The 25,771-nt window shown below is 61.8% G+C and carries 23 protein-coding genes; 10 read left to right on the forward strand and 13 right to left on the reverse strand.

The genetic code is table 11. The annotated features are described in order from the left end of the window. Window positions 1-42: 42 nt before the first annotated feature. A complete protein-coding gene (locus tag IQ25_RS11385) occupies window positions 43-1,059 on the forward strand; it encodes a phytanoyl-CoA dioxygenase family protein (RefSeq protein WP_158637738.1) in 1,017 nt (338 codons plus the stop codon). A 180-nt stretch (window positions 1,060-1,239) separates the two neighbouring features. Here IQ25_RS11385 and IQ25_RS11390 read toward each other — a convergent pair whose 3' ends face one another. The 6 genes from IQ25_RS11390 to IQ25_RS11415 form a co-directional block, all read right to left on the reverse strand. Continuing rightward, window positions 1,240-1,470, reverse strand: coding sequence for a biotin/lipoyl-containing protein (locus tag IQ25_RS11390; RefSeq protein ID WP_144905876.1), 231 nt, complete (start codon window positions 1,468-1,470; stop codon window positions 1,240-1,242). A 12-nt stretch (window positions 1,471-1,482) separates the two neighbouring features. Then, window positions 1,483-2,484 (reverse strand): alpha-ketoacid dehydrogenase subunit beta, encoded by a 1,002-nt coding sequence (locus tag IQ25_RS11395; protein WP_144905878.1) that lies wholly within the window; start codon window positions 2,482-2,484, stop codon window positions 1,483-1,485. After that, window positions 2,481-3,467, reverse strand: coding sequence for a thiamine pyrophosphate-dependent dehydrogenase E1 component subunit alpha (locus IQ25_RS11400; RefSeq protein ID WP_144905881.1), 987 nt, complete (start codon window positions 3,465-3,467; stop codon window positions 2,481-2,483). The genes IQ25_RS11395 and IQ25_RS11400 overlap by 4 nt, the downstream gene beginning before the upstream one ends. Before the next feature lie 188 nt (window positions 3,468-3,655). After that, the gene (locus tag IQ25_RS11405) at window positions 3,656-4,834 is read right to left on the reverse strand and encodes an acetyl-CoA C-acyltransferase (RefSeq protein WP_144905883.1); all 1,179 of its coding nucleotides are present in this window, start codon (window positions 4,832-4,834) and stop codon (window positions 3,656-3,658) included. A 19-nt stretch (window positions 4,835-4,853) separates the two neighbouring features. Continuing rightward, complete coding sequence (locus tag IQ25_RS11410; RefSeq protein ID WP_144905885.1) at window positions 4,854-5,828, reverse strand: acyl-CoA dehydrogenase family protein; 975 nt, start codon at window positions 5,826-5,828, stop codon at window positions 4,854-4,856. After that, window positions 5,825-6,964, reverse strand: coding sequence for an acyl-CoA dehydrogenase family protein (locus IQ25_RS11415; protein ID WP_144905887.1), 1,140 nt, complete (start codon window positions 6,962-6,964; stop codon window positions 5,825-5,827). Before IQ25_RS11415 ends, IQ25_RS11410 begins: the two co-directional genes overlap by 4 nt. A gap of 192 nt (window positions 6,965-7,156) precedes the next feature. Between IQ25_RS11415 and IQ25_RS11420 the strand changes: the two genes are divergently transcribed. Genes IQ25_RS11420 through IQ25_RS11440 form a run of 5 tightly spaced genes read left to right on the forward strand, consistent with a single transcriptional unit; the run spans window position 7,157 to window position 12,505 of the window. Continuing rightward, window positions 7,157-7,927, forward strand: a complete 771-nt coding sequence (locus IQ25_RS11420; RefSeq protein WP_144905889.1) for an enoyl-CoA hydratase/isomerase family protein — start codon at window positions 7,157-7,159, stop codon at window positions 7,925-7,927. Window positions 7,928-7,939: 12 nt separating this feature from the next. Continuing rightward, entirely contained in the window at window positions 7,940-8,377 is a 438-nt protein-coding gene (locus IQ25_RS11425; protein ID WP_144905891.1) for a PaaI family thioesterase, read from the forward strand. Beyond that, entirely contained in the window at window positions 8,374-9,477 is a 1,104-nt protein-coding gene (locus IQ25_RS11430) for an NAD(P)/FAD-dependent oxidoreductase (RefSeq protein ID WP_144905893.1), read from the forward strand. Before IQ25_RS11425 ends, IQ25_RS11430 begins: the two co-directional genes overlap by 4 nt. Then, the gene (locus tag IQ25_RS11435; RefSeq protein WP_144905895.1) at window positions 9,474-11,060 is read left to right on the forward strand and encodes a GMC family oxidoreductase; all 1,587 of its coding nucleotides are present in this window, start codon (window positions 9,474-9,476) and stop codon (window positions 11,058-11,060) included. The genes IQ25_RS11430 and IQ25_RS11435 overlap by 4 nt, the downstream gene beginning before the upstream one ends. Before the next feature lie 14 nt (window positions 11,061-11,074). Then, window positions 11,075-12,505: an NAD-dependent succinate-semialdehyde dehydrogenase gene (locus IQ25_RS11440; protein WP_144905897.1), complete on the forward strand. Its 1,431-nt coding sequence runs from the start codon at window positions 11,075-11,077 to the stop codon at window positions 12,503-12,505. Between the two features lie 72 nt (window positions 12,506-12,577). Here the strand turns inward: IQ25_RS11440 and IQ25_RS11445 are convergent, their stop codons facing one another. Continuing rightward, window positions 12,578-13,480: a crotonase/enoyl-CoA hydratase family protein gene (locus tag IQ25_RS11445; protein WP_144905900.1), complete on the reverse strand. Its 903-nt coding sequence runs from the start codon at window positions 13,478-13,480 to the stop codon at window positions 12,578-12,580. Between the two features lie 185 nt (window positions 13,481-13,665). On the opposite strand from IQ25_RS11445, the gene IQ25_RS11450 reads away from it, so the two are divergent. Continuing rightward, window positions 13,666-14,451, forward strand: coding sequence for an SDR family NAD(P)-dependent oxidoreductase (locus tag IQ25_RS11450; RefSeq protein ID WP_144905902.1), 786 nt, complete (start codon window positions 13,666-13,668; stop codon window positions 14,449-14,451). Window positions 14,452-14,477: 26 nt separating this feature from the next. Continuing rightward, entirely contained in the window at window positions 14,478-15,650 is a 1,173-nt protein-coding gene (locus IQ25_RS11455) for a DUF1214 domain-containing protein (RefSeq protein ID WP_144905904.1), read from the forward strand. 2 nt (window positions 15,651-15,652) lie between these two features. On the opposite strand, the gene IQ25_RS11460 is transcribed toward IQ25_RS11455, so the two are convergent. After that, complete coding sequence (locus IQ25_RS11460; protein WP_144905906.1) at window positions 15,653-15,895, reverse strand: hypothetical protein; 243 nt, start codon at window positions 15,893-15,895, stop codon at window positions 15,653-15,655. A 161-nt stretch (window positions 15,896-16,056) separates the two neighbouring features. Between IQ25_RS11460 and IQ25_RS11465 the strand changes: the two genes are divergently transcribed. Beyond that, window positions 16,057-18,219: a catalase gene (locus tag IQ25_RS11465; protein ID WP_181447234.1), complete on the forward strand. Its 2,163-nt coding sequence runs from the start codon at window positions 16,057-16,059 to the stop codon at window positions 18,217-18,219. A gap of 12 nt (window positions 18,220-18,231) precedes the next feature. Next, complete coding sequence (locus tag IQ25_RS11470) at window positions 18,232-18,837, forward strand: hemerythrin domain-containing protein (protein ID WP_144905908.1); 606 nt, start codon at window positions 18,232-18,234, stop codon at window positions 18,835-18,837. Between the two features lie 45 nt (window positions 18,838-18,882). On the opposite strand, the gene IQ25_RS11475 is transcribed toward IQ25_RS11470, so the two are convergent. From IQ25_RS11475 to IQ25_RS11495, 5 genes are all read right to left on the reverse strand, one after another. Next, window positions 18,883-19,989, reverse strand: a complete 1,107-nt coding sequence (locus tag IQ25_RS11475) for an NAD(P)-dependent alcohol dehydrogenase (protein WP_144905909.1) — start codon at window positions 19,987-19,989, stop codon at window positions 18,883-18,885. A 71-nt stretch (window positions 19,990-20,060) separates the two neighbouring features. Continuing rightward, complete coding sequence (locus IQ25_RS11480; RefSeq protein ID WP_144905911.1) at window positions 20,061-22,703, reverse strand: TonB-dependent receptor; 2,643 nt, start codon at window positions 22,701-22,703, stop codon at window positions 20,061-20,063. A gap of 94 nt (window positions 22,704-22,797) precedes the next feature. Then, window positions 22,798-23,727: an AraC-like ligand-binding domain-containing protein gene (locus IQ25_RS11485; RefSeq protein WP_158637739.1), complete on the reverse strand. Its 930-nt coding sequence runs from the start codon at window positions 23,725-23,727 to the stop codon at window positions 22,798-22,800. 75 nt (window positions 23,728-23,802) lie between these two features. Beyond that, window positions 23,803-24,333, reverse strand: coding sequence for a VOC family protein (locus tag IQ25_RS11490; protein WP_144905915.1), 531 nt, complete (start codon window positions 24,331-24,333; stop codon window positions 23,803-23,805). Next, a complete protein-coding gene (locus tag IQ25_RS11495; RefSeq protein ID WP_144905917.1) occupies window positions 24,330-25,760 on the reverse strand; it encodes a dihydrolipoamide acetyltransferase family protein in 1,431 nt (476 codons plus the stop codon). Before IQ25_RS11495 ends, IQ25_RS11490 begins: the two co-directional genes overlap by 4 nt. Window positions 25,761-25,771 lie beyond the last annotated feature (11 nt).

Here is a 25,771-nt window from a genome sequence, read left to right on the forward strand (position 1 = left end):
CAAGCACCCCAGGAAACGGGCAAGATGTTCAGGAGAGCAGGCATGACTACCAGTTCAGGGAACTGCATCAAATCATCCTTCGCGGATACGCCTTCCATGCCAGAGTTCAACACGTCGAACCACCTTCTGGGGGACAGGTCAGCGCTTGACGCAGCGTGGGAGCGTGATGGCTACTGGTTCTTCCGGGATGTTCTGGACAAGGACGCCATTGCTGATGTGCGGGCCGTGTTCATGGATGTTTTGAACGAACTTGGCGTGGTGGAGCCAGGCCGTTCGGATGTTGCGATCTATAACGGTGCGCCGCTGGACGACTATCCCATCAAGATGGGCGGTGATCCCGAATTGGACCCGTTGCTGGCACGCTATCCTTCAAAGAGCTTCATCAGCAATCCGAAGATAAAGGCGTTCTTTGAGGAATTGCTGGGGGACGAAGTGGTTTGGGTACCCAACACCGAGTTTCATGCCGTTCCACCCAGTGGCTCGAGCCAGGCCAGCCGCTTCAACTATGTTCATGCTGACGGTGCGAACAACAAGGGTCTGAAACTGCGCGTGGCGTGGATTCCGATTGCGCCAATAGATGAAGCCACAGGTGGCCTGGCCGTGACCGAGGGGCTGCATCGTCCGCGAATGGGAGATTTTCCGCGCCCGCCACAGGGCATCAAGCTCTCTGATGTGCCGCAGGATAGTTGGCGCCGAGCCGAGTATCAGCCAGGCGATCTACTGATGTTTGCCTTGGAATCGCCCCATAGTGGCCTTGCCAACCGGTCCGAAAGTTTCTTCCGCATGTCGATGGACATCCGGTGCACTCGCAAGTCGGATGGCGTTCCGTTGCTGGGAACCTTGGCGGAAGTGGACAGAAACGCCATTGCGATTGATGACGATGAAGGGCAGCGCCACGTTTTCCGCCTCGATGAGGACACTTTCTTCCGCATCTACCGTGGAAGGGAAACCGGCATGCCGGTGCCACTCTCGCAGATCCCCGAGCTGGCCCGGATCGGCAGTCGGGTGTTCGTGGCCCACGACCATGGCACAGCCATCTTCGTCCGGCCTCAGCACTGATTATCGAGGCTGACCTCGCAAGGGTCAGGTCAACGCCGCCCTAGTCAAGAACTTCAGGAAACTGCGGGGAAGGGGCGCCCGATGGGCTGGTTGTCTTGGCGACAAATTGCAGCCGCAAGCAGCCACGCAGGGGTAACAGGATATGGGCGCGGTGCGTGTGGCCACCGCGCCCGGTAGTCGTTATTCGATGATACCGAGGACAGTGCCAACTTCATAGACCTCGCCGGGCTGGGCGATGATCTTGAGCGTGCCGGTTGCCGGGCTGTCGACTTCGTTGGTGGACTTGTCGCTTTCGAGTGCGAACAACGGCTGTCCTTCGACGGCCTGTCCGCCATCAGCGACCATCCACTCGGCAAGGGTGCCTTCGTTCATCGAGAAACCGATCTTGGGCAGGAGAACTTCAGTTGCCATGAATGGTGCTTCCTACTTCTTGAGAGAGATTGCGGCTTCGGCAATCCGCTTGGCATCGGGCGCATAGGCGCTTTCCAGCGGTTTGGAGAAGGGCACCGGCGCATAAGGTGCGCCAAGGCGGCCAATCGGAGCCTTCAGCTTGCCGAAGAATTCGCTCTGCAGTGTGGCGGCGATTTCCGCACCGACGCCGAACTGGGTCACCGCCTCGTGAGCTATCAGGCAGCGTCCGGTCTTGGCAACCGAGGTGAAGACGGTCTCCCTGTCCCACGGAGAGATCGTGCGCAGATCGATAATCTCGGCCGATACACCGGCAGCTTCCATGGCCTCGACTGCCGCCACGGCCTCGTTAAGCACGCGCGAATAGCTGACGATGGTAACGTCAGTGCCTTCCTTGACGACTTTGGCCTTGCCAAGTGGAACCACATGGCCCGTTTCTGGAGGTGCGCCCGGAGTCCAGTATGCAGGCAGGTTCTCGATGTAGAGAACCGGATCGGGATCATCGATTGCCGCGCGCATCAGGCCGTAGGCATCAGCCGGATTCGATGGCGCAACGACCTTCATGCCCGCAGTGTGTGCAAACCAGGCTTCAAGATAATCACAATGCTGGCCGCCAGAACCGAAGCCGGTGCCGGTCATTGTCCGCACAACGATCGGCACGTTGGTCTGCCCGCCGGACATGAAGCGCAGCTTTGCCGCGTGATTGACGATCATGTCCATTGCCACGGTGGTGAAGTTCATCAGCATGATTTCAGCCACCGGCTTGTAGCCGACAAGGCTGGCACCGATAGCGGCCCCGATGATCGCCTGTTCCGCGATTGGCGTAGAGCGGACGCGATGATCCCCAAAGCGCGATGAGAGCCCTTTGGTGACTCCGACAACGCCGCCATCTTCGGGATCTGCCACGTCTTCACCCAGCACAACGACCGAGCTGTCTGCTTCCATCGCATCGGCAATGGCAGTGTTGATGGCCTGAAGTATGGTGACCGGCTTGGTCTTGGTTGCAGTATCGCTCATGCCACCACTCCTTCGGCGTAGACATCCTTGGTAAGTTCATCGAGTTCCGGGAACGGCGATGCGAGTGCGAACTCAACCGCTTCGTCCAGTTGGACCTCGATGGCGGCCTCGATCGCGGAAAGCTCTTCCTCGGTCGCAATTCCCTCAGCGATCAGGCGCGCGCGGAAGATGGGGGCCGGATCGGCCTCCATCGCGGCCTTTTTCTGCGCCTTGTCCATATAGGCATCGGCATCGCCGAAAACGTGGCCGTGGAAGCGGAAGGTCATGGCCTCGATCAGGGTCGGGCCCTCACCGGCGCGGGCACGCTCCACCGCCTCACGCGCGGCGGCATACATCTCGATCGGATCGTTGCCGTTCACCCGCACGCCGGGCATGTTGTAGGCCGCAGCGCGGTCTGCCACACGCTTGGCCGAAGTCGCCTTCTCGTAGGTCGTGTGCTCGCCATAAAGGTTGTTCTGGCACAGGAAGATGACCGGCAGCTTCCAGACGGCAGCCAGGTTGAGGCTTTCGTGGAACGCGCCAATGTTGGACGCTCCATCACCGAATGTGGCCACTGTTACGCGGTCATTTCCGGAAAGCTGCGATCCCCAGGCAATGCCATTGGCGATCGGCATGGATGAGCCGACGATGCCCGTGGTGACCATGATCCCCTTTTTGGGATAGGTCAGGTGCATCGGGCCACCCTTGCCCTTGCAGGTGCCATCCACGCGCCCGGCAATCTCTGCCCACAGGTCATTGAGCGGCATGCCCTTGGCCAGCATATCGTGAATGCCGCGATAGATGGTGACCCAGTAGTCATCATCAGTCAGTGCCGCAGCCATGGCAGAAGGAATCACTTCCTGCCCGCGATAGCTGTAATAGGGCATGACAAGGCGACCGTTCATGATCACCTTGCGGCTGCGCTCGTCGTTCGCTTTCAGCAGGGCAACCCGCTTGTAGATCTCCAACTGCGTCGCGCCGTCCGGGGCGTAGTTGCTTGTCATGCCTTGCCTTCTCCATCTGACAGACCAACACCGGAAGCGGGATTGCCGATTTGGCCACGCGGGCGAGGCCCGACTATCTGATACAGTGTCCGCGATGCCAAGCGGCCGCCGTGCTGTCGAGGGGACTTTGCCAGCCATCGTATGGCTGATAATTGTGCCACGACGCGTTTGGGTCTTTTACGGCATGTTCAAACGATCTCGAACAGACCGGCAGCACCCATGCCGCCGGCCACGCACATCGTGACCACGGCGTATTTTTCGCCCCTGCGTTTGCCTTCGATCAGGGCATGGCCGGTCATTCGCGAGCCGGACATGCCAAACGGATGGCCGATCGCAATGGCTCCGCCATCGACGTTGAGACGCGCAGGATCAACGCCGAGCTGATCACGGCAATAGAGAACCTGCACGGCAAAGGCTTCGTTCAGTTCCCAGATCCCGATGTCACCGACTGTAAGCCCGGCGCGCTTCAGCAGCTTCGGCACGGCAAACACAGGTCCGATCCCCATTTCGTCCGGCTCGCAAGCGGCAATGGCGAAGCCGCGAAAGATGCCCAGTGGCTCCAAACCGCGCCGCGCGGCCTCTGTATCGCTCATCACCACGCAGACGCTCGATCCGTCGGAGAGCTGGCTGGCGTTGCCAGCAGTAATGCAGCCACCTTCTACCACTGTCCGCAAGGAGGACAGGCCCTCAAGCGTAGTTTCTGGCCGATTCCCTTCATCCTTCGTCAGGGTTACCTCTTCTTCGCCGGTCACGGCACCGCTTTTGTCCTTGACCAGCTTGGTTACGGTGACCGGCACGATCTCCGCATCGAGGCGGCCCTCCGCCTGTGCTGCGGCTATGCGCTGCTGGCTGAGCAGGGAGTACTCATCCTGAACATCGCGGCTGATGCCATAGCGGCTCGCCACAGTCTCCGCCGTCTGGATCATGCTGTCATAGATTCCGCGCACGTTGGCTTTGAGCCACGGGTTTTCCAGCCTGTCAGTGCGCGTGTTGGGCAGTGCGAGCGAGCAACTGTCGAGCCCGCCTGCAACGTATATGTCGCCTTCGCCTGCCATGATCCGCTGCGCTGCAAGGGCGATGGTGTTCAGGCCCGAAGCGCATTTGCGATCCAGGGCAAAGCCCGGGACAGTGATCGGCAGTCCCGCGCGCAGGGCCGCCATGCGTGCCACGTTGCCGCCCTGCGGGCCTTCCAGCCGCGCCGCGCCGAGTAGCACGTCCTCGACCTCGGGCCCTTCAAGACCGGCACGCTTTACCGCCTCGCGGATGACGAGAGCGCCTAGTTCGGCCCCATCGAGATTGTTGAGCGCGCCGCGTCCGGCCTTTCCGATGGCGGTGCGGGCAGTGGAGACGATGACTGCTTGTGACATGATCTGTGCTCTTTTTCTGTCAATCGGTGAGAGCGGTCAGGTCTGCCCAGAACCGGTGGGCGCCCGCCGTGATGACCTTGCCGCCCAGCACTGTCGCCCAATGGCTGTCGCCCCCAAATTCGGAGCGGGCTGACCACAGTCTCCTGGTGATCGGATGAAGGTCATATTCCTTGGTGAATCCAATGGCACCGTGGGCCTGATGGGCTGACGACGTGCCCACGCCAACTGCACGGTTGGCACGCAGCTTGGCTGCAGCCACTTCATAGTCTGCATTGCCCCGGTCCAGCGCCTGTGCAAGGCCCATGGCAGCGCAATTGGCCGCTGCCGCCTCGCCTGCAAAAGTGGCAAGAGATTGCTGTACTGCCTGAAACTTGGCCAAGGGGCGACCGAACTGCTTGCGGTCGTTCGCATAGCTGACAGACATGCCCAAAGCTGCGTCCAGCCCGCCTGCAATCTGCGCGACGCGGGCAAATGCGCCAAGTTCGAAAACGTCTTCGGTGACGGCAAAGGCAGATGCGCCATCAAAGGCCCACACATCACGCCCTTCACCAGCAAGATTGTTGGCGGGCTTTCGTTGAGCGCCTTCGGTTGAAAGCACAATTGACCCGCCATCGGTCGCGGGGGCGACGATATATGCCGCGCCTGCGCTTTGCACCGCGCCATGGACGGTGCCGGTAAAGCGGCCGCCCTCAAGCCTCCCGTCGCTGCGAGATGCGATTGTGCCGCGTCCTTGCAATCCGCAGCCCGAAGCGAGCCTGGCAGCGATCACCGCCTCCGGCACGGGCAGGGACAGAGCGTGATAACCGGAAAGCCGGAATACGATCAGCGCGTCCTGCCACGATCCCCCAAATCCGCCGTCCGCTTCGGGCAACAGAAGCGTCGTCAGCCCCAGTTCTTCGATCTGCGGCCAGTTCTTCTCGATCGTGGCCGATGGTCCAAGCCCGGCGAACAGGCCATCGACCATCTCGGTGAGCATATGTTGCTGTTCGTTCATCGAAGCCCCAATCCCCGTGCGATGATGCCCTTCAAGATTTCCCGCGTACCGCCGCGCAGCGAGAAGGATGGTGAAACCTGAAGCAGATGCCCCAGCATGATCGGCAGCGCAGCATCGCTGGCAAGGTCCGTTTCGACCGCTGCCTGTATCAGCGCCGGCATCGCCTGTTCGAAGCTGTTGCCCAGATCCTTGACGATTGTCGCCTCGAGCGCAGGGTCCTGACCTTGCGCAATCTGTGCTGCTACCGATGCGGACATCAATCGCAACGTCCACGTTTCGGAAACAAGTTGGCCGATCAGGGTACGGATGGAGTCGCTTGGCGATGGCCCCACCGCTCGGATCAATTCTGTCAACAGCGTCAAGCACGACAGATAACGTTCCGGCCCGGACCGTTCGAGCGAAAGCTCTGCGGTCGCCTGCTTCCAGCCTTCGCCTTCCACCCCCAAAAGCGCGGTGGCGGGCAGGCGGACACCATCGAAGAACACCTCGTTGAAATCGTGGCCACCGGTGAGGTCGTAGATCGGGCGAACCGTAAGCCCCGGCGCATCCATCGGAATGATGAACTGGCTAAGGCCGGCATTGCGTTCAGAACCTTCCTCGGAACGAATAAGGGCGATCATGACGTGAGCATTGTGGGCGTTGGTCGTCCACACTTTCTGGCCATCAAGCACCCAGCCATCACCGTCGCGCCGAGCCGTGGTGCGCACGGCAGCAAGGTCGGACCCAGCATTCGGTTCTGAAAGACCGATACAGGCGTATATCTCCCCTCGCGCCATGCCGGGGACCCAACGGCGGCGCTCTTCCTCATGGCCATAGCGCAAGAGGAGCGTGCCGGTCTGCCGGTCGGCGATCCAATGCGCACCCACGGGGGCCCCTGCCGCGAGCAGTTCTTCAAGCACGATATAGCGCTCAAGCGGGCTGCGCTCGTGACCGCCGTATTCCTTTGGCCATGTCATGCCCAGCAGGCCTGCTTGCCCGAGCGTTCGACTGAACTTGGGGTCGGCCACGGCCCAGCAATTGGTCAGGTCTGCCGGGTTGGCCGGGTGAACGTGTTCGGCCACAAGATCTCGCACCTGCCGGCGCAGGTCAGCGCCTTGTTTCGGCCACGACAGTGCTTCGATTGCAAAAGTCTGCACGGCAGTTCCCGCCTCCTGATTAGAGGCCTCTAGTGGGGATGACGCCTTGCCCCGCCAACTCCAACCAGTCCATTATCGCACCGGCGATATGCTGTCCTTCAGGGATGGTCGGCTGCGGTCGCCCTGCTAGGCAGCAGTATGATCGTGGTCCAGCCAGACCCATTTTGCTAAGTTCACGGGAGTTATGCCGCCATGTCGATCGACGTTATCCGGGACGGTGGGGTCGCCATCGTCACCATCAATCGTCCTGAACGCAAGAACGCCATCACAATGGCGATGCGGAGCGAGTTTCAGGCCGTGTTTCAGGCGTTGCAAGATGATGACGACGTGCGCGCCATTATCCTCACCGGAGCAGGTGGCGATTTTGCAGCTGGTGCTGATGTGGGCGAAATGGGCACGGGCGGCGTGCGCGGCAATGTGATCAAGTATCGTACCTTGCATCGCATGACACGCAGCGTCGTCCATACGAACAAGCCGGTCATTGCTGCAGTCGAAGGCGTGTGCATCGGTGTGGCATTCGCCTTGGCGCTCGCCAGCGATTTCATCATTTGCGCCGAAAATGCGAGGTTCCAGTTTGCGTTCCGCCACATCGGGCTGGCCATGGATGGTGGCGCAGGCTGGCTTCTCGAGCGCCATGTTGGCGTGATGCGGGCAAAGGAGATCGCCTACAGCGGGCGGTTTGTCAGCGGTGAAGAAGCAGCGCGCCTTGGCTTTGCCCTGGAAGCTCTCCCCCAGGATCAGGTACAGGCCCGTGCTCGCGAAATGGCAGAGAGCTTTGCCACCGCGCCGACGATTGCGCTCGCACACATCAAGCGCCAGTTCGATAGTGCGCCCACGCAGTCCTATGACGAGGCGCTCGAATATGAAGCTGCAGTTCAGGCACTGATGACCTGGACCGAGGATTTCAAGGAGGGCACGACCGCGTTCAAGGAAAAGCGCAAGCCGGTATATCGCGGCGCCTGAGGGGGTTTTGCGGTGACGGTAACGGTAGGCGATCCGCTGCTGGATGATCTGCTGCAAAAACTGATGGCGCGTCCGCATATTCGTGACCTGTTCCGGTTCGACCTCGTTGGATTCGAAGTGGGCAGTGTCACGCTCGGGCTCGATCACCGGCCTGAACTTGGTCATGCGCCGGGCTGGTTTCAGGGCACGGTAACAACTGCCATCGCCGAATGTGCTGCGGCAATGAGCGGGGCAACCACCGCGCCAGACAAGGACAGCTTGACCTTGCAGCAGACAATTCACTTCGTCGGCGCAGCGCGCGGCGATCGGCTGATTGCTGAAGGTCGGGTGATCGCCAGGGGGCGAACCATCAGCACAACGGCTGCGGACGTCTACGTGATGCGTGATGGTGCCCGCCATCTGTGCGGAACGCTGACGATGACGATGAATCACAGGGCCCTACAGGAATGACCGACCAGGTTGGCTCGGTCGTGATCGGGGCCGGAGTGGTCGGCCTTGCCATCGGGCGGGCGCTTGCGCTTGCGGGACACGCACCGTTGATCCTCGAAGGTGAAGCCGACTTAGGATCATGGACCAGCAGCCGCAACAGCGAGGTGATCCATGCGGGCATCTATTATCCGCAAGGTTCGCTCAAGGCACGACTCTGCGTTGAAGGCAAGGCCATGCTCTATGCTTTCTGCGCGCAGCGTGGCGTGCCGCACAGTCGGCTTGGAAAACTGATATTTGCCCACACCTCAGACCAGTTTGGTGAACTTGAAAAGATCCAGGCCGCCGCTAAGGCTGCGGGTGTTCATGATCTTGTCTGGCTGGATCGTGCTGCCGCTCGCGCGCTGGAGCCCGAACTTGATTGTGCGGCTGCCCTGCTTTCCCCATCGACCGGCATTGTCGACAGCCACAGTCTGATGCAGGCCCTCTTGGGTGAGGCCGAAGCGAATGGCGCGATGCTGGTCACCAACACGCAAGTCGACCGGATTTCCCGCAATGGCGGCCTTTGGCAGGTGCACATTCAGGGTGAGGCTGAACCTGTTGTCAGTGCGCCAATCCTTGTCAATTCCGGCGGGCTGGGGGCGCAGGCGGTCGCCGCTGTCACGCAGGGGTTGGACCCGGCCTTCGTGCCGCCACTCCATTTCGCTCGTGGAGTCTACTTCACGCATTCGGGAAGAGTGCCATTTTCGCACCTGATCTACCCGGTGCCCGAACCGGGCGGACTGGGCACGCACCTGACGCTGGACCTTGCCGGGCAGGCACGGTTCGGACCGGATGTCGAATGGATCTATGGATTGGACTATACCGTTGATCCTGCACGCCACGCCAAGTTTGCGGCTGCTGCGCAGCGTATCTGGCCCGCGCTCAATCCGGAGCGGTTGCAACCCGGCTATGCCGGGATAAGGCCAAAGCTATCCGGTCCGGGCGAAGCCGCAGCCGACTTCATGATCCAGGGACCAGCAGTCCACGGACAGGAAGGTCTGGTCAATCTGTTCGGCATCGAATCTCCGGGCCTTACCGCCAGCATGGCCATTGCCGCACAAGTGGCGGGGATGGTCCGATGAGCCAGCTTTACGATTTCATCATTGTTGGCGGAGGCAGCGCTGGCTGTGTCATCGCGGCTCGGCTGACAGAAGACCCAGCCGTTCGCGTTCTGCTGCTCGAAGCGGGCCCGCGCGATACCAATCCGTGGATTCATGTTCCTCTCGGCTATGGCAAGTTGTTCAAACACAAGCGGCTGAACTGGCTGTACCAGACGATACCAGAGCCTAACCTCGACAACCGCCGCATTGGGCAGCCGCGGGGGAAGGTGCTGGGCGGTTCGTCCTCGATCAACGGACTGATCTATATTCGCGGCCAGCGCGAGGACTTCGATTCATGGGCGCGGCTTGGCAACCATGGATGGGGGTATGACGATCTGCTACCCTATTTCATCCGGTCTGAAGACCAGCAGCGCGGGGCCAATCCATGGCATGGGGTGGGCGGGCCGCAGGCGGTTTCGGATGCAACAGAGCCACACGTGCTGTGCGATGCATTCATCGCTGCAGCGCAGGAGGCAGGCTATCCGGAAAATCCAGATTTCAACGGGGCGACGCAGGAAGGCGCAGGCTACTATCAGACGACTTCGCGCAATGGCCGAAGGATCAGCACTGCGGTCGCCTATCTCAATCCGGCGCGCAGTCGTCGCAACCTGACGATCATCACCAAAGCGCTGGTGCACCGCGTGCTCTTTGAAGGCAAGCGGGCAGTCGGGGTCGAATGGAGCCAGAATGGCGCTCTGCGCAGCGCAAGGGCATCACGCGAGGTGATCCTGTCCGCCGGCGCTTTTGGCAGCCCGCATATCCTGCAACTTTCCGGTGTAGGCGATGGCGTGCATATTCTGTCGCTGGGGTTGCCGGTAGTGCACCACAATCCGCACGTCGGTGCAAATCTGCAGGACCACATTCAGGTCCGCACGGTCTACAAGGCAAAAGGAAGGCTCACCTTCAACGATGACATGGCCTCTCTCCTGCGAACTGTTGGAGTGGGCCTGCGCTACGGCCTGCAGCGCAAGGGACCGCTGACTGTCTCGGCAGGCTATGCCGGAGCGTTCCTGCGCTCTGCCGAGGCGGTCGATACGCGGCCGGACATGCAACTGCTGTTCATCACGTTCAGTACGAACAAGATGGGTGACAAGCTGCACCCGTTTTCTGCATTCACAATGTCTGCCTGCCCGCTGCGCCCTGAAAGCAGGGGGCATGTCCGCGCACTGTCGCCTGATCCTGCGGTCGCCCCGGAAATCTTCGTGAACTTTCTCGGCACGGAAAAAGACCGGCGCGATGTGGTGGCGGGCCTGCGGATGATCCGCGGAATCGCAGCGCAGCCGGCACTCTCGCGCCATGTCGAAAGCGAATTTCTGCCCGGCGCTGACCACAACGACGACGCTAGTCTGCTGGCGTATGCGCGGGCGTCTGCCGGGTCGATCTATCATCCCAGTTGCACTGCGGCGATGGGCAAGGTGGTTGACGGTTCTCTGCGCGTAATCGGCCTTGATGGCCTGCGCGTCGCAGATGCATCGATCATGCCCGCCGTCGTTTCGGGCAATACCAACGCTGCCGCCATCGTCATCGGCGAAAAGGCCGCAGACATGATCCGTGCCGGGGTGTGAACAAGGAAACTGCGATGTACTGTGAACTTGCCCTCTGCATTGACGGTCGCTTCATTCCAGCCGGACCGGGGCGGGCACGGGAGCCTGTACTTAACCCGGCAACGGGAGAAACGCTGGCCGAACTCCCACATGCGACCGCAGCAGAGCTGGACGAGGCTCTTGCCTCGGCCCAGCGCGCGTTTCCCATCTGGGCCGCGACCAGTCCGCTGGAGCGCAGCAACATTCTGCGCCGCGCTGCCGCCCTGTTGCGCGAACGGATGAGCGAGCATGCCCGCATTCTGACACTGGAGCAGGGCAAGCCTCTTGCAGAAGCGCGCGGCGAGCTGACGCATTCAGCCGAACTGCTGGAGTGGTATGCCGAGGAAGGACGGCGAATCTATGGCCGGGTGATTACCGCGCGCGTTCCGGGGGTCGAACACATCGTGCTGCACGAGCCGGTGGGCCCCTGCGCAGCCTTTACCCCGTGGAATTTCCCCTCGCTCACCCCTGCGCGCAAGGTTGGCGGTGCGCTGGCGGCAGGGTGTACGGTCATTCTCAAGGCTGCGGAAGAGACCCCCGGAACCGCTGTCGAACTGATGCGGGCGCTGCACGATGCAGGCCTGCCCAAAGGCTGCGCGCAATTGGTGTTCGGCGATCCTGCAGCGATTTCGGCGCACCTCATTGGCGCGCCCACCATCCGCAAGATTTCGTTCACCGGCTCAACCGCGGTGGGCAAGCACCTGATGCGGCTCGCGGCCGATGGGGTGAAGCGATCGACCATGGAACTAGGCGGGAACGCCCCGGTGATTGTCTGCGCCGATGCCGATTATGATTTGGCTGTGACCACGCTTGCAGCGGGCAAGTTTCGAAACGCGGGCCAGGTTTGCGTCAGTCCGGGGCGCTTCTTCGTGCATGAAAGTCTGGCAGAGCGTTTTGCCGCAGATGTCGCCGCGCGAGCGGATGCGTTGCAACTTGGCGCCGGCGTCGATGCTGAATCACAGATGGGTCCGCTTGCCAATGCCCGAAGGGTGGAGGCGATGGAACGCTTCGTGGCAGATGCCGAGGCGCATGGAGGCAAAGTGCTGGCAGGTGGTGCGCGGCGGGGCAACGCAGGCAATTTCTTTGCGCCCACGGTCGTGACCGGGCTGGATCAGGATGCGCTGCTGTTCTCGGAAGAGTGCTTTGGCCCGATCGTGCCGATCCAGACGTTTTCCTCGCTGGAAGATGCAATTGCTCGTGCCAACGCGGTAGAAGCCGGGTTAGCCGGTTATGCCTTCACCATGGGGCTCGCAAGCGCACACCGGATCATGCATGGTGTGCAGACTGGCATGATCGGGATCAACAACCTCACCGTGTCTACGCCTGAGACCCCATTCGGCGGCATCAAAGAGAGTGGATTTGGTTCTGAAGGCGGAACGGAAGGGCTTCAGGCCTATCTTAACACGAAACTGGCAACGCTGGGCTGACGTGCCGTGCTTCTTCTGTCTGGACCGGTGGCAGCAGCCGTCGGTCCAGACAGAAAAGGCGGGTAGTTTGGCTCAACTCCCCTTCACGCGGACATAGCCATCCCCAAAGGGAGCGTCGCGATTGGTCAGCGCGACCTTGAGGCCATGCTCCTTCATGTCGGACTTGAACTGCGTGCGGCGCGGACCGGCGGCCAGGTGGGCGCGAGCGTCAGCCTCTGCGGCAAGACGCTGGATCGTTCCGGCCCCCATCTGCTCCAGCGCCAGGTTCACGATGCGCTTGTGGGCAGACAACAGTTCCTGATCGACTGCTGCCACGCGGCGCGCAAGCGCATCCACCGCAGCATCCAGTTCCGCTGCAGGCCACGATTCCAATGCCAAACCGATTTTGACCGCGTCGGCACCAGTCATCTTGTCGCCAGTGAACAGCATCCGCTTCGCCCATTGAGGGCCGCAGTGATAAATCCACATGTGCGCAGGCGGCGATCCGTTGGCACGGGTGGCAGGGAAGCCGATGCGCGCATCGTCAGCCATGATTACAAGATCGCACGACAGCGCGATGTCTGTGCCACCGGCAAGGCAATTGCCGTGGACCTTTGCGATCACCGGCTTGTGGATGGCCGGAATGATCAGCGTGTATTGTTGAGTCCGCTCCATCGAGAAGCAGTCATCGTCAAAGCGCTTTCCAGCCTCGCGATATTGGTAATTGCCGAGCTTCGTCTTCTCGCCCCGTCCTTCATAGGCCTGCTCAAGGTCGTATCCGGCGCAAAAATCCTTGCCTGCACCGCAAAGGACGATGGCATTGACGTCCATCCGGTCATCGGCTTCCAGCAATGCGTCATGCATTTCCTTCAGCATCTTGCCGTTGAGCGCATTGCGCTTGTCCGGACGGTTGAATGTGATCGTGGCAACTGCGTCCTCGACCTCGAAGAGGATCTGTTCAGGCTCGTACAGCCATTTTCCGCGATATTCCGTCATGTTGCCTCCTGTTGGCGATTCCGCGCAAGCGCCCGCTTGATGTCTGGACATTGCCGCGACTGACAAGGCGAGGGAAGCGCAAGGTCGTGTGATCGCATCCCCGATACAGGCCCCCCCGAACGGGGACTGCGGCGTGTTTCATGACATGGAAGCATCGCTGCAAATATGGGTGAGGTCATGATCCGATGAAGAGTCTTGCTGGCAAAGTCGCAATCGTCATGGGGGCAACCCGTGAAGGGAACATGGGACAGGCCATTGCGCGGCGGTTTCTCGACGAGGGGGCAAATGTTGTCGTGTCCGGGCGGAGCGCTGCGGGGCTCGACGCATTCGCCAGCGCAACCGGGGCGATGGCGATTCCGGCAGACGTTTCGAACCGCGAGGCAGTGTCCGCTCTTTTCCAGAATGTTCAGGAGCGGTTCGGGCAAGTTGATATTGCAGTGAATGCTGCCGCAACCGCACAGTACGGGCCGTTCGAGGAAATGACAGAGGCCGAGATCGACGAGATGCTGGCCATCATCTTCAAAGGTGGCATCTGGTTCATGCAAGCCGCGATCGGTGCAATGAAAGCATCGGGAGGTGGCGCCATCGTCAATGTTTCTTCCGCCGTGGCGGACATCATGTTTGAAAACCACGTAGCCTATATGGGGGCCAAGGCTGGCCTCAATCACATGACGCGTGCAGTAGCAAACGAGTTCGGCCAGTTCGGCATTCGCGCAAATATCCTGTCTCCGGGGCTGACCGAAACGCCAATGCTGGGCGGTTCGTTTACGCCGGCCATGATCGATGCGTTCGCGCGCGAATATCCACTTGGGCGGATCACCACCGTGGACGATGTAGCCAACGCCGCCCTGTTCATGGCTGGGGACGAATGTTTCATGACCGGGCAGACCTTCCATGTCACCGGCGGGCTTACCCTTCGCCGCAACCCGACTGCGGCTGAAATCATGCGCGCTGCAACCGGACAGAACTGATCAGGAACTCCGCGAAGGAACACGTCATGCAAGACTGGAGCGAATACGTCGATCTTCTGAAGCCGGCCGCCGACATTTTCGGCAGCGGGACCGCGCCTGTTGACGAAAACCTGCGGGCCAACTTCTATCGCCAACTGGCGATGAACTTGTCGCAGGGCTACTTCCTGATTTTCCAGACCGATCCTCGTTATCCGGAATGGGTGCCCTTCGAAAACTCGGCCTTTCTGCTCCAGCCCAACCCGGATGCGGTCTATTTTTACACGGCGGTGGATGGTGCGGGGACCTACCGTGTCACTGGGCAGCGTGGCACCGCACCGGTGGCAGGCTTTGCCGTCGGAAACCGGATTATCGGGATGACCGAAGGTTTCGGCAAAGGCTTTGGCAATTATGACCTTGATGATCTGACCATTGGCGAGGACGGCGCGTTCGAGGTGATCTTCAGCGCTGAACGCCCTGCAGGGTGGTCGGGCGATTGGCTCCATCTCGATCCTGAATCGGATTTCATCATGGTGCGCCAGTTCAGTTACGCCTGGGGCCGCGAAACGGATATGCGGCTGGCCATCGAACGGCTTGATCCGCAACCACCAAAGTCGGTCATTACGCCCGCAGAAGTGGACCGGCAACTGCGCAAGCTTTTTGGCAGTTATGCGCGCCGCCTGTCGGAAATCGGCCTTGGCGCTGTCAGGGCGCCGCATGACAAGGGGCTCGTCAACAAATTCGGGCTGACCACGTTCCAGGATCTTGGCAACGGACAGGACTGGCCCCAGGCCTATTTCGAGACGGTGTTCGACATCGGTCCGGACGAGGCATTGGTGATTGAAACGGACCTTCCGGAACAGCGTTCATACTGGAATATTCAGGTGATCGACGGACTGTGGAACCAGTTGGAAGTGCTTTACCGGCAAACCAGCCTCAACGGTCACACCGCGAAAGTCGACGGCGACGGTCGTTTTCGCGCGGTCCTGTCGCATCGGGATCCGGGCTTTGCCAACTGGCTGGACACTTGTGGCCATAGCTATGGCATGATGATCGGCCGCTGGTATCGATGCAGCGATCAGCCCGAGCCGCAGGCCATCCGAATGAAGCTTTCGGATGTCGCCACCTACCTTGGTGATCGGAGCCCCCGCATCACTCCGGAAGAGCGTGCCCAGGCCATGAGAGAGAGACTGACGGGATCACAACTTCGCCGCCGCTGGTAGTGTCAGCGGCCAGATCCTGCAGATATGGCCGCCTCTGCCGCGCTGGCTTCGGCAATGAGCGCGCGCAGGGCGGCTGCGGTGTCGGCCATGAGACGCTCGCTGATCGGCTTTTCGCCGTTGATGAATCGCCGCAGTGAGCGTTCGTCTATGCCGAGGCGGCGCGATGAAGTGGTGACGCCGCCCAGCACCTGAATGCAGTGGGCGAAGTGGTCCTGCAGGTCATGCATTTGTTCAGGGGCTGTCATCGGCTCTCTCTGCTCGGGGGCAGGCGGGTGCGTCAATCCCCGGCAATCATTTCATTGCTGAGCGCGAAAGGTGGAACCTTCAAGCGCGCTTCCGGTTCTTGGGTGTGCGGACGGCACCACGTGAGGGGCTGCTTCTGCAAGCTCTCACGAAGGATCGAAACATGGCTACTCCCCGCAACGGCAAGGCTGACGCGAACCGCTCGCCTGCTCTCGACAATGCGCTGCGCGATCATCAGCCCGGCGCAGGTCAGCCCGGCTATGCCACGGACCTTGGCAATGCCGGGGAAACCCATCAGGACGCCGATGCCGGTACCGCGCCTGCAGGTTTCCTGACCGACAATTTCGGCCATCGCCTGTCCGACAACCAGAACAGCCTCAAGGCTGGTGAGCGCGGCCTGACGCTGCTTGAAGACTTCATCCTGCGCGAGAAGATCTTCCACTTCGACCACGAACGCATCCCTGAGCGTATCGTTCACGCGCGCGGATCAGGCGCGCATGGCGTGTTCGAGGTGACGAAAGCGATCCCTGAGCTGACCCGCGCAGGCCTGTTCCAGAAGGCGGGCACGACCTGCCCCGTCTTCACGCGCTTTTCCACGGTCGCGGGCGGGGCCGGATCGGTCGACACCCCGCGTGACGTGCGCGGGTTTGCGGTCAAGTTCTATACCGACGAAGGCAATTGGGATCTGGTCGGCAACAACATCCCGGTGTTCTTCATTCAGGATGCGATGAAGTTTCCCGACCTTGTCCATTCGGTGAAGATGGAAGCCGATCGCGGCTACCCGCAGGCGGGAAGTGCGCACGACACGTTCTGGGATTTCGTCGGCCTGATGCCCGAGACCATGCACATGATCATGTGGGCGATGAGCGACCGCGCCATCCCCCGAACGCTGCGCATGATGGAGGGTTTCGGCGTGCACACCTTCCGCCTCGTAAATGCCAACGGTGTGGGCAAGTTCGTCAAGTTCCACTGGAAGCCGGTGCTTGGCATGGAATCGCTGATCTGGGACGAGGCAGTGAAGATCGCCGGGGCCGATCAGGACTTCCACCGCCGCGACCTGTTCGAAAGCATTGCCGCAGGCAGCTTCCCGGCATGGGACCTTGGTGTGCAGGTGTTCGACGAGGAGTTTGCCGCAGCACAGCCCTATGACGTGCTCGATGCGACCAAGCTGATCCCCGAAGAGGACGTGCCGGTGGAGATCGTCGGGCGCATGACGCTCAACCGCAACGTCGACAACTTCTTCGCCGAGACCGAGCAGGTGGCGTTCTTGCCGAGCAACGTGATCCCCGGCATCGATTTCTCCAACGACCCGCTGCTGCAGGGGCGTCTGTTCTCGTATCTCGATACGCAGAAGTCGCGCCTTGGCACGACGAACTTCCACCAGATTCCGATCAATGCGCCCAAATGCCCGTTCCACAACATGCAGCGCGATGGCCTGATGCAGACGCTGGTGCCGACGGGCCGTGCCAACTATGAGCCCAACTCGCTGAACGAAGCGGGCGAGGACAGCGGCCCGCGTGCCAGCCCGGACACAGGCTTCACCTCGTTCCGCGAGAATGGCGAGCGCAACGATCCGACCGAGAAGGTGCGCGTGCGTGCCGAACTCTTTGCCGATCACTATAGTCAGGCGGCGCTGTTCTACCACTCGCAGACCGAAAACGAGCAGGCGCATATTGCCTCGGCACTGGTCTTTGAACTGTCGAAGGTCACGCTTGAACACGTTCGCGTCCGGGTGCTCTCCCGCCTGCGCAACGTTGACGAGGATCTGGCTGCCCGCGTGGCCGATGGCCTTGCCATGGACTTGCCGGAAAAGGCTCCTGCCGCGCGCAAGCCGGTGGAGATGAAGCCATCGGATGCGCTTTCTATCCAGAAGCAGGCGAAGAGCACCTTCGAGGGCCGCAAGGTCGGGATCCTCTTTGCCGAGGGATCGGACAAGGCGACGATCGACAAGATGAAGGCCGATGTCGAGGCCGCTGGTGGCAGCGTGTTCCTCGTTGCGCAGAAGGTCGGCGGCATCCCGGTCAAGGGCGGGACGCTGAAGGCCGATGGCAAGCTGGAAGGTTCGCCCTCGATGCTGTTCGATGCTGTCGCTTCGGTGCTGATGCCCGCTGAGGCCGAAAAGCTCGCGAAGCAGGGGGCAGCGGTGCAGTGGTTCATGGACGCCTATGGCCATTGCAAGACCATCGCCCACTGCAACGGGACGAAGGTCATTCTTGAGAAGGCCGGTGTGGAGCCCGACGAGGGCGTCGTTCCCAATGAAAAGCTGATGGATGTCGGACCGGTGAGGCACTTCGTGCGCGAACCCAATATCCGCGATCTCTCCTGAGGAGAAACGAAGATGGCAACTGCTGCAAAGATGAAGCCTGCTGAAGCAAAAGCGAAGGCAGTAGCAAAGGCGAAGGCGATTGCACCGGAAGTTCCGGCCCATATCGGTCAGACTCCGGCCACTGACCTGCGCGGGCTGCCCGACGTGTTCGGGCGGCTCGTGGAGGACCATGACAGGCACCGTGCGCTGCTCGCCATGCTGGAAGCAACCGGTGGCAAGGGTGAAGAGGCGACGGCGCTGTTCGAGGAACTGGTGTACGAACTGAAGGGCCACGCCGCTGCCGAGGAACAGGCGCTGTGGTCAACCGTGTTGCGCAACCCGGAAACCACCGAGTTCGCCCGTCACGCCGTGGCCGAGCACAAGGACATCGACAAGATGCTCGACGACCTTGCCGCGCGCGATATGGGCAGCAAGAAGTGGTTGGAGCGCTTTGCCGCGCTGAAGGAGGAATACCTCCATCACATCCGCGAGGAAGAGCAGGAGCAATTCGTCGAAAGCGAGAAGATCCTGACCGCAGCCGATCGCAAGCACATGCTGGCCGTGTTCGAACGGCGCAAGAAGGCCGAAAAGGCAGCGGCCGAAGTGAAGCCACGGCTGCGGATCAACGATATCGCGTAAGTCAGGTAGGCAGGACTGGCCAGTCTTCGGTCAGCCTGCCGCCTTTCAGAACCGGATGATGGGTTTGACGACCCGTCCAGATTCGCCAGCCTCGATGGCTTCTTCAATGTTCTCGAACGCGAACCATTCGACAAGCCGGTCGAATGGGAAGCGGCCTTCGCGATGATGTGCGATGAGTTCGGGGATGAAGCTCTGCGGATCGGCACTGCCTTCGACAACGCCCCGGATCACGCGGCCAGCGCTCATGACATGGGTCGTATCCGCGCGGACTTCGGTGCCGGGGGCATAGGCTCCGACAAGTGCGATCTCGCCGCGGGGGGCCAACGCCAGGATCGCTGCGTTGACGAGCTGGGCAATGCCGGTCGTGTCGATCACGTAGTCGAAGCCTGCCGGGCATCCGGCCTGCGCAGCGAGCGCCACGAAGTCATCCCCGCTGCGCAGCGCGTGGGTAGCGCCAAGTTCGATGGCAAGGTCAAGCCGGGCGAAGTTGATGTCTATCGCGGCGATGGTCGTGGCCCCGGCTATTCCCGCCGCCATGATCGCCGAGAGACCGACGGCGCCCACGCCAATCACCGCCACGCTCGATCCTGCACGCACGCGACAAGCGTTCAGCACGGCTCCTGCGCCGGTCTGGATGCCGCATCCCAAGGGCCCGAGGAGTTCTATCGGCAGGTCCTTGTCGACCTTGACCGCATTGCGGCGGTTGACCACCGCGTGCGTGGCGAAGGAGGATTGGCCGAAAACGTGGCTGTGCACGGCTCCGCCCTCGGCATCGGTCAGCGCAGTCGATCCATCGCCTCTTGCACCGAAGAAGTTGAGTGGCACCCACGAATGGCAATAGGCAGGCGCATGTTCGTCGCAACTTGAGCAATGGCTGCATGACATGAAGCTCAGCACCACGTGATCGCCCACATCGAGGTCGGTCACATCGCTGCCCACCGCCATGACGACGCCCGAGCCTTCATGGCCCAATACGACGGGAAGTGGCACAGGCAGATGTCCATCGCGCATCACCATGTCGGTGTGACACACGCCGACACCACGTATTTCAACCAGCACTTCGTCGGGACGGGGCGCTTCGATGGTGACGGGTTCGAGTTGCGGTGCCGCTCCTGCCGTGCGCAGGATGGCCGCCGTCGCGGCAGTCGTCATGGGCTTCTTCCTGTGGATTGCGAAGGCAAGGTTGCCGGAGCCCCGCCGCCGTGTGGCGGGGCTCCGGTCGATCAGAACTTGAAGCCGACGCGGGCGTACCATTCGCGCGGGCGGTTGTAGCTGCCGAAGTAGACACCGGCGGCATCGTTCGCCCCTGCCGAGACGAGGTAGCGCTCGTCGGTCAGGTTGGTGCCGCCAACTGTCAGGTCCCACTTGCCGTCAGGTTCGCGGTAGGTGAGGCTGGCGTTGACGATGTCGATCGGCTGGCGCCGCAGCGGCAGATAACGCGCGACGTCGTTCCACACAGCACTCTTGTGGGTCCAATCGGCAAGGAATACCAGCGATCCGCCGTTGCCAAGGCCAAGCTCATAACGCGGCGCAAGATTGGTGGACCACTTCGCCGTCTTGGGCAGCTGCCCGCCGACCACGGCCCCTTCGCGCAGGCCCGGGATTGGCCCTGCCACGTCGGGGCGCAGCACGCTCGCCGACAATGCGGTGAAGTAGGCATCGAGATAACCGACCGAGCCGGTGATCGTCAGGCCCTTGACCGGTGCGACGATGGCTTCGAGTTCCACGCCCTTGATCCGCGCGGTACCGGCGTTGTCGATTGTGGGCGAGGTGCCGACCTGCTGGTTGAGCTGGACGTTCTTGTAGTTGGTGGTGAAGGCCGCGACGTTCACCTGCAGCTTTCGGTCAAGCCAGGTGGACTTCACGCCCACTTCGAAGGTTTCGGCGATTTCCTCGTCGAAATCAGGCGCGACATTTCCTTGCGGGTTGGTCAGGCGGGTGGTCCATCCGCCGGTCTTGTAGCCTTCAGAATAGCTGCCATAGACCATCACGTCGTCGCTTGGGTGCAACTGCACACCGATCTTGGGCGCGAAGTTCGAGAAGGTCTTGCGGTTCACGCCGGGCACATAGACCCGCACCGGATTGCTGGGATCGGGATAGGACAGCGCGGCAAAGCAGGGCGGACCGCCAGCGGCCTGCGGCGGGGCCAGCGGGAAATCGCCGAACGGGAAGATCGTGCCCGATGCATTGGCGCAACCGAAGAACTTGTAGTTGCCGCCGTTCAGGTCCTGCTGCCCACCTTCGAACAGCTTGGTTTCCTTGGTGTAGCGACCGCCCAGCGTGATGCCGATCCAGTCGTTAACGCGGAAGTCGACCTGGCCGAAGAACGCATAGTTCTTGGTGTCGAATTCATTCGGGCCGTCGACCTGAAGCAGGCCCTCGTCGAAGGTCACGTAATCGTGAAGGTCGCCGTCTTCCTTGAAGTAGTATGCGCCTGCCACGAAGTTCAGCTTGCCGTCGAGCAGGTTGTTGCCAAGCAGCTGGACCTCCTGGCTGAACTGCTGCTGGTTCTGGCTGAAGGTCAGTTCGAGCATCGACAGCGGAGAGCCGTCGAGGTCGGTGCCGGCCTTCCAGTTGGTCTTGCGGTAGCTGGTGATCGAGCGGACCATCAGGCCTTCGGCAAGGTCATATTCCAGATTGCTGGCAATGCCCCAGGCGCGCAGCTTGTTGAGCGTCGGGCCGGTGGCGTAGGTCTTGTCCGGATCGCCGGTGATGAAACGGCCATCCCACGGCAGGCGGTTGTTGCTGGGATCGGCATCGGTGTTCACGCCTGCCAGCGAGCCGAGCAGGCGGCCAGGGTTTACGCTCGTTCCGCGTGCGCCGCAGATGGCGCTGGCGCCACGCGCGGCGATCTCGGCCTGCGTCGATCCGATGCAGAAGTTGTACAGCCCGGCGAAGAGGAACCCGCCCGAGGGGTTGACCGGGTTGATGCCGGTGCCGGGCAGCGGATTGGTTGGCGCGAAGGGGCCGGCCGGGAAGGACACGCCGAGCAGCGAGTTGTTCTGGCCCGAGGAATCCTGATTTGTGTAGTCGCCCGACAGCGTGGCACGGAAGGCGCCACCATTGTCCCAGCGCAGCTTGCCGCGCAGGCTCATGTTGTTGTCTGCACTCTGCCGGCTGGAAGTCGAATAGTCGGCATTGTTGAACGAGGTGAATGGATCGGAATTGGCGATGGCGCGCATTTCCGCCGCCGTTCCGTTGTATGGGATGCGCTTCTGAAAGCCGCTGCGGCTGGTGACTGCGCCGGTGACCGAGGCGGCAAGGCTGTCGGTGAGCGGCAAGTCGATCGTGGCGCGTGCGCGCAGCAGGTCGAAGCTGCCCGTGGTGAGATCACCCGAGAGGCGGAAGGTCTTGCCAGGGTTGTGGGTGACGATCGAGATCGCGCCGCCGATGGTGTTGCGCCCGAACAGGGTGCCCTGCGGACCCTTGAGAACTTCGATGCGCTCGACATCGGGCAGGTCCTGGTTCGCGCCGACGGTGCGCGCAAGGAACACGCCATCGAGATAGATGCCCACGCCTGGATCAATGTTGAACGCGAAGTCGTCCGAACCGATGCCGCGGATCGTGGCTGAAAGCACAGCCGACGAGCCTGAGAACGGCGTGCCACCATCGAGGTTGACGTTGGGCGCTATGCCGCTCAACGCCGAGATGTCGGCGACGGCGCGCTCCTTCAGCGCGGTGCCGCCGAAGGCCGAGATGGCAATCGGCACGTCCTGCACGTTCTCGACGCGCTTCTGTGCGGTGACGACGATCTGTTCGATGCCGCCCGAAGCCTCGGCTTGTGCAGTTTCCTGCGCAACTGCGGGCATGGCGATGATGGATGCAGCAAGCGCGGCGACGCTTGCCGAAGTGAATCGAGCCTTCATGCAGTACCTCCCATGTTTATGGGAGCGGTCTAGGGCTTATGGCGAATCGCGCCTGTCTGGACGCGCAGAAAACCGGACGGATGCGCAAGGCACCTCAGTTCATGCGGCGATAGTGGCTGGGCGTTGCACCGAAATGCTGTTGAAAGCGGCGGGCGAAGTGCGCGGAATCGGCAAAGCCGGATTCCAGGGCGATGCTGGTCACGCTTGCGCCAGGTTCCGACAGGAGCCGCTTGGCTGCGCGTTGCAACCGTCGGCGCATGATCAGTGCGCTGGGCGTGGTGCCGGCACTCGCGGCAGCGGCTTGCAGCGTGCGCAGCGGCACGCCTATCTCCATCGCCACGGCCGAGGGCGTGAGACCGGCATCGCCGATCCTCTCGCGTATGACCGCTTCGGCACGCGACAGCAGGGCGTGGCCGGGGGCCTCCGCCACCTCGCGGCTTCCCTCGATGCACGAGGCGATGATGTCGCCCAGAATCCCGGCATGCATCTGCCAGTGCGCTCCTGGCAGCGTTTCCGAAGCTTCCTGCCACAGCGAAGACATGTAGCGGTGGGCAAGGCGTGTCGAGGGCAGTTGCCCCGAAATGCGCCGCGCCACGAAATCGTCGATCCCCGGAACGCGTTCGGCCAGCGTGCGCCGGTCGAACTCCACCACCATCATTTCGTGCGTGGCCTTGGTGTCGAAGCGGTAGAATTCCTCTGCCGCGCAGAGCACCATGTCACCTTCCACCAGATCGACGCTGCGGCCGCGCTGTTCAAGCCGCGCAGAGCCGCGCGTCAGCAGGTGCGCGACAAGCGCCTGATCGGTCGGTCGGGTGTGCCTCTCGGCATGGCGGGAAATCACCGCGGCGCGTGAATAGGGGCGGACCATGCGCAGCGTTCCCATCTGCCACACTGTCAACCGCGCGTCGAAGCGATCACGCGGGGCATCGACGACCATGCCGGTGTAGGTCGATGCGATGAGATCGTTCCAGTAATCGAGCCGCTCCACCGGAGCGAGTTCGCGGGTGCTGAGAACTTCGAGCATGGTTTTACCGCCGGCTTCAGGACTCTCCGGCGACATTGTTATAGAATATAGCAACGCCTGCCAAGAGTGCGCTTGTCATCCCAGCTTGCGCAGCGGCTCCGACCCATCCCAGTCCTGCCCGGCGTCCTTTATCATCTGGAAGATGGCATCGGCACCGGTCATGTTCTGCAGCAGTTCGATCACGTGGCCGGGGCCTTGGCCTGCGTCCACATAGATCACTTCGCCGTCTGCACCGACCGTGCCTTCGACAAGAATCTCCGCGCCCGCCTCTGCACAGGCCGCGCGGGCTTCCTCGATGGAATCGACGAAGATGCAGATGTGGTGGAGGCTGTCTGTCACCGCATATTCGCCGGTGTAGATCGACGGTTCGCTGTTCTCGGGCCGGATCAGCTCGATCTGCACGTCACCCCAATAGGCGATGGCGATGGAGAAGACCGCGCCGGTCGGCACGCCCTTGTACTTGCACTCCCCGAGCGCAACGTTCTCCATCAGGTAGAACGGGCCCACGCCCATCGTCTCGGTCCAATAGCGCACCGCCGCATCGAAATCTTGCGGCAGGTAGGCGAGCTGGCCGACCGGGCCGAGCTGGGTGATCTTGCGGGTCATGCGAACAGGCCCTCCGGCGCTTCGAGCAGGCCCTTCAAAGTCTGCAGGAACTGTGCGCCCGCCGCACCGTCGATGGCGCGATGGTCGACCGACATCGTAAGGCCGATACGGCTTTCGAAAGCGATGTCGCCGTTGGCCGTTTCCACTGCCACGCAGTTCACCCCGCCCACGGCAAGGATTGCGCCCTGCGGCGGATTGATGATTGCATCGAACTCCTCGATCCCGAACATGCCGAGGTTGGAGACCGAGAAGGTGCCGCCGTCCATGTCCTCATACCCCAGCTTGCCGGCTTGGGCCTTGTCGATCAGCGCGCGTGTGGTCGCCGCGATATGGGCGATGTGCATCCGGTCTGCCTGGCGGACGATTGGCGTGACAAGGCCCTTGGGGCTGGCCACGGCAATGGCAACATCTGCGTGCGGGAAGGAATGCACGCTGTCACCATGGACCTGCACGTTGACATCAGGATGACTGACCAGCGCCAGTGCCACGGCCTTGACGATGTAGTCGTTGATTGAGGCTTTCGTGCCGAGCACAAGGTTTGCCGTCTTGCGCAAGTCCATCAACGCATCGACCGAGGCGGAAACCCGCAGGTAGAAGTGCGGGATGGTCTGCTTGGCTTCGGTCAGGCGACGGGCGACGACCTTGCGCACCTTGTCGAAAGGCAGGACGCTGGGCTGGTTGGCAACCAGTTCGAACGGCGCGCCAAAGACCGGGGTTGTGGCAGTCGTCGGCTTGACCAGCGCCAGCACGTCAGCCTTGGAGATGCGTCCGCGTGCGCCCGTTCCCTTGATACCCGCCAGCGCAATGCCGTGCTGTGCGGCGATGCGGCGGGCGAGGGGGGAAGCGAAGGCTTCGGGCGTGTCCTCCACCAGTCGCGCGCTGCCCTTGAAAGACACGGCACGTTCGGGGCGCAGGGCCTGGACCACGTCCTGATACGTGATGCGCCCGTTGCGGCCCGAACCCTCGATGGGTTCGATGTCCACGCCTTCGGCTTCGGCCAGCTTCAGGGCTTCGGGGCTGATCGCACGGTTGGTAACGATCTTCTGCGGAGTCCGTGCCTGGGCAGGCGCGGCAGGTGCCGGTGTGGGAGCAGGCGAAGAACCGCCGCCTTTGGCCGCGACCGATGTCTCGGCGGGCTTGAACCCGGCAATGAAGGCGTCGATCTCGTCATCGGGTGTGCCCGGATCGGCAAAGACCGCCAGCAGCGCGCCCACCGGGTGCGCCTCGTCGCTGGCAGGCGTCAGCAGGCGCCCCAGCACCGCATCGTATTCGGCTTCGACTTCGTTGGTGATCTTGGCGGTTTCGATCAGGCACAGGACCTGGCCCTTGGAAAAGGCATCCCCTTCCTTGACCATCCATTCGGCGATCGTGCCCTCGGTCATCTCGATGCCCCATTTGGGCATGCAGAACGGGCGTATATTGGCCATGTCGCGGCTCC

Origin of the sequence: Novosphingobium taihuense, assembly GCF_007830315.1 — a bacterium.
Lineage (GTDB): Bacteria > Pseudomonadota > Alphaproteobacteria > Sphingomonadales > Sphingomonadaceae > Novosphingobium > Novosphingobium taihuense.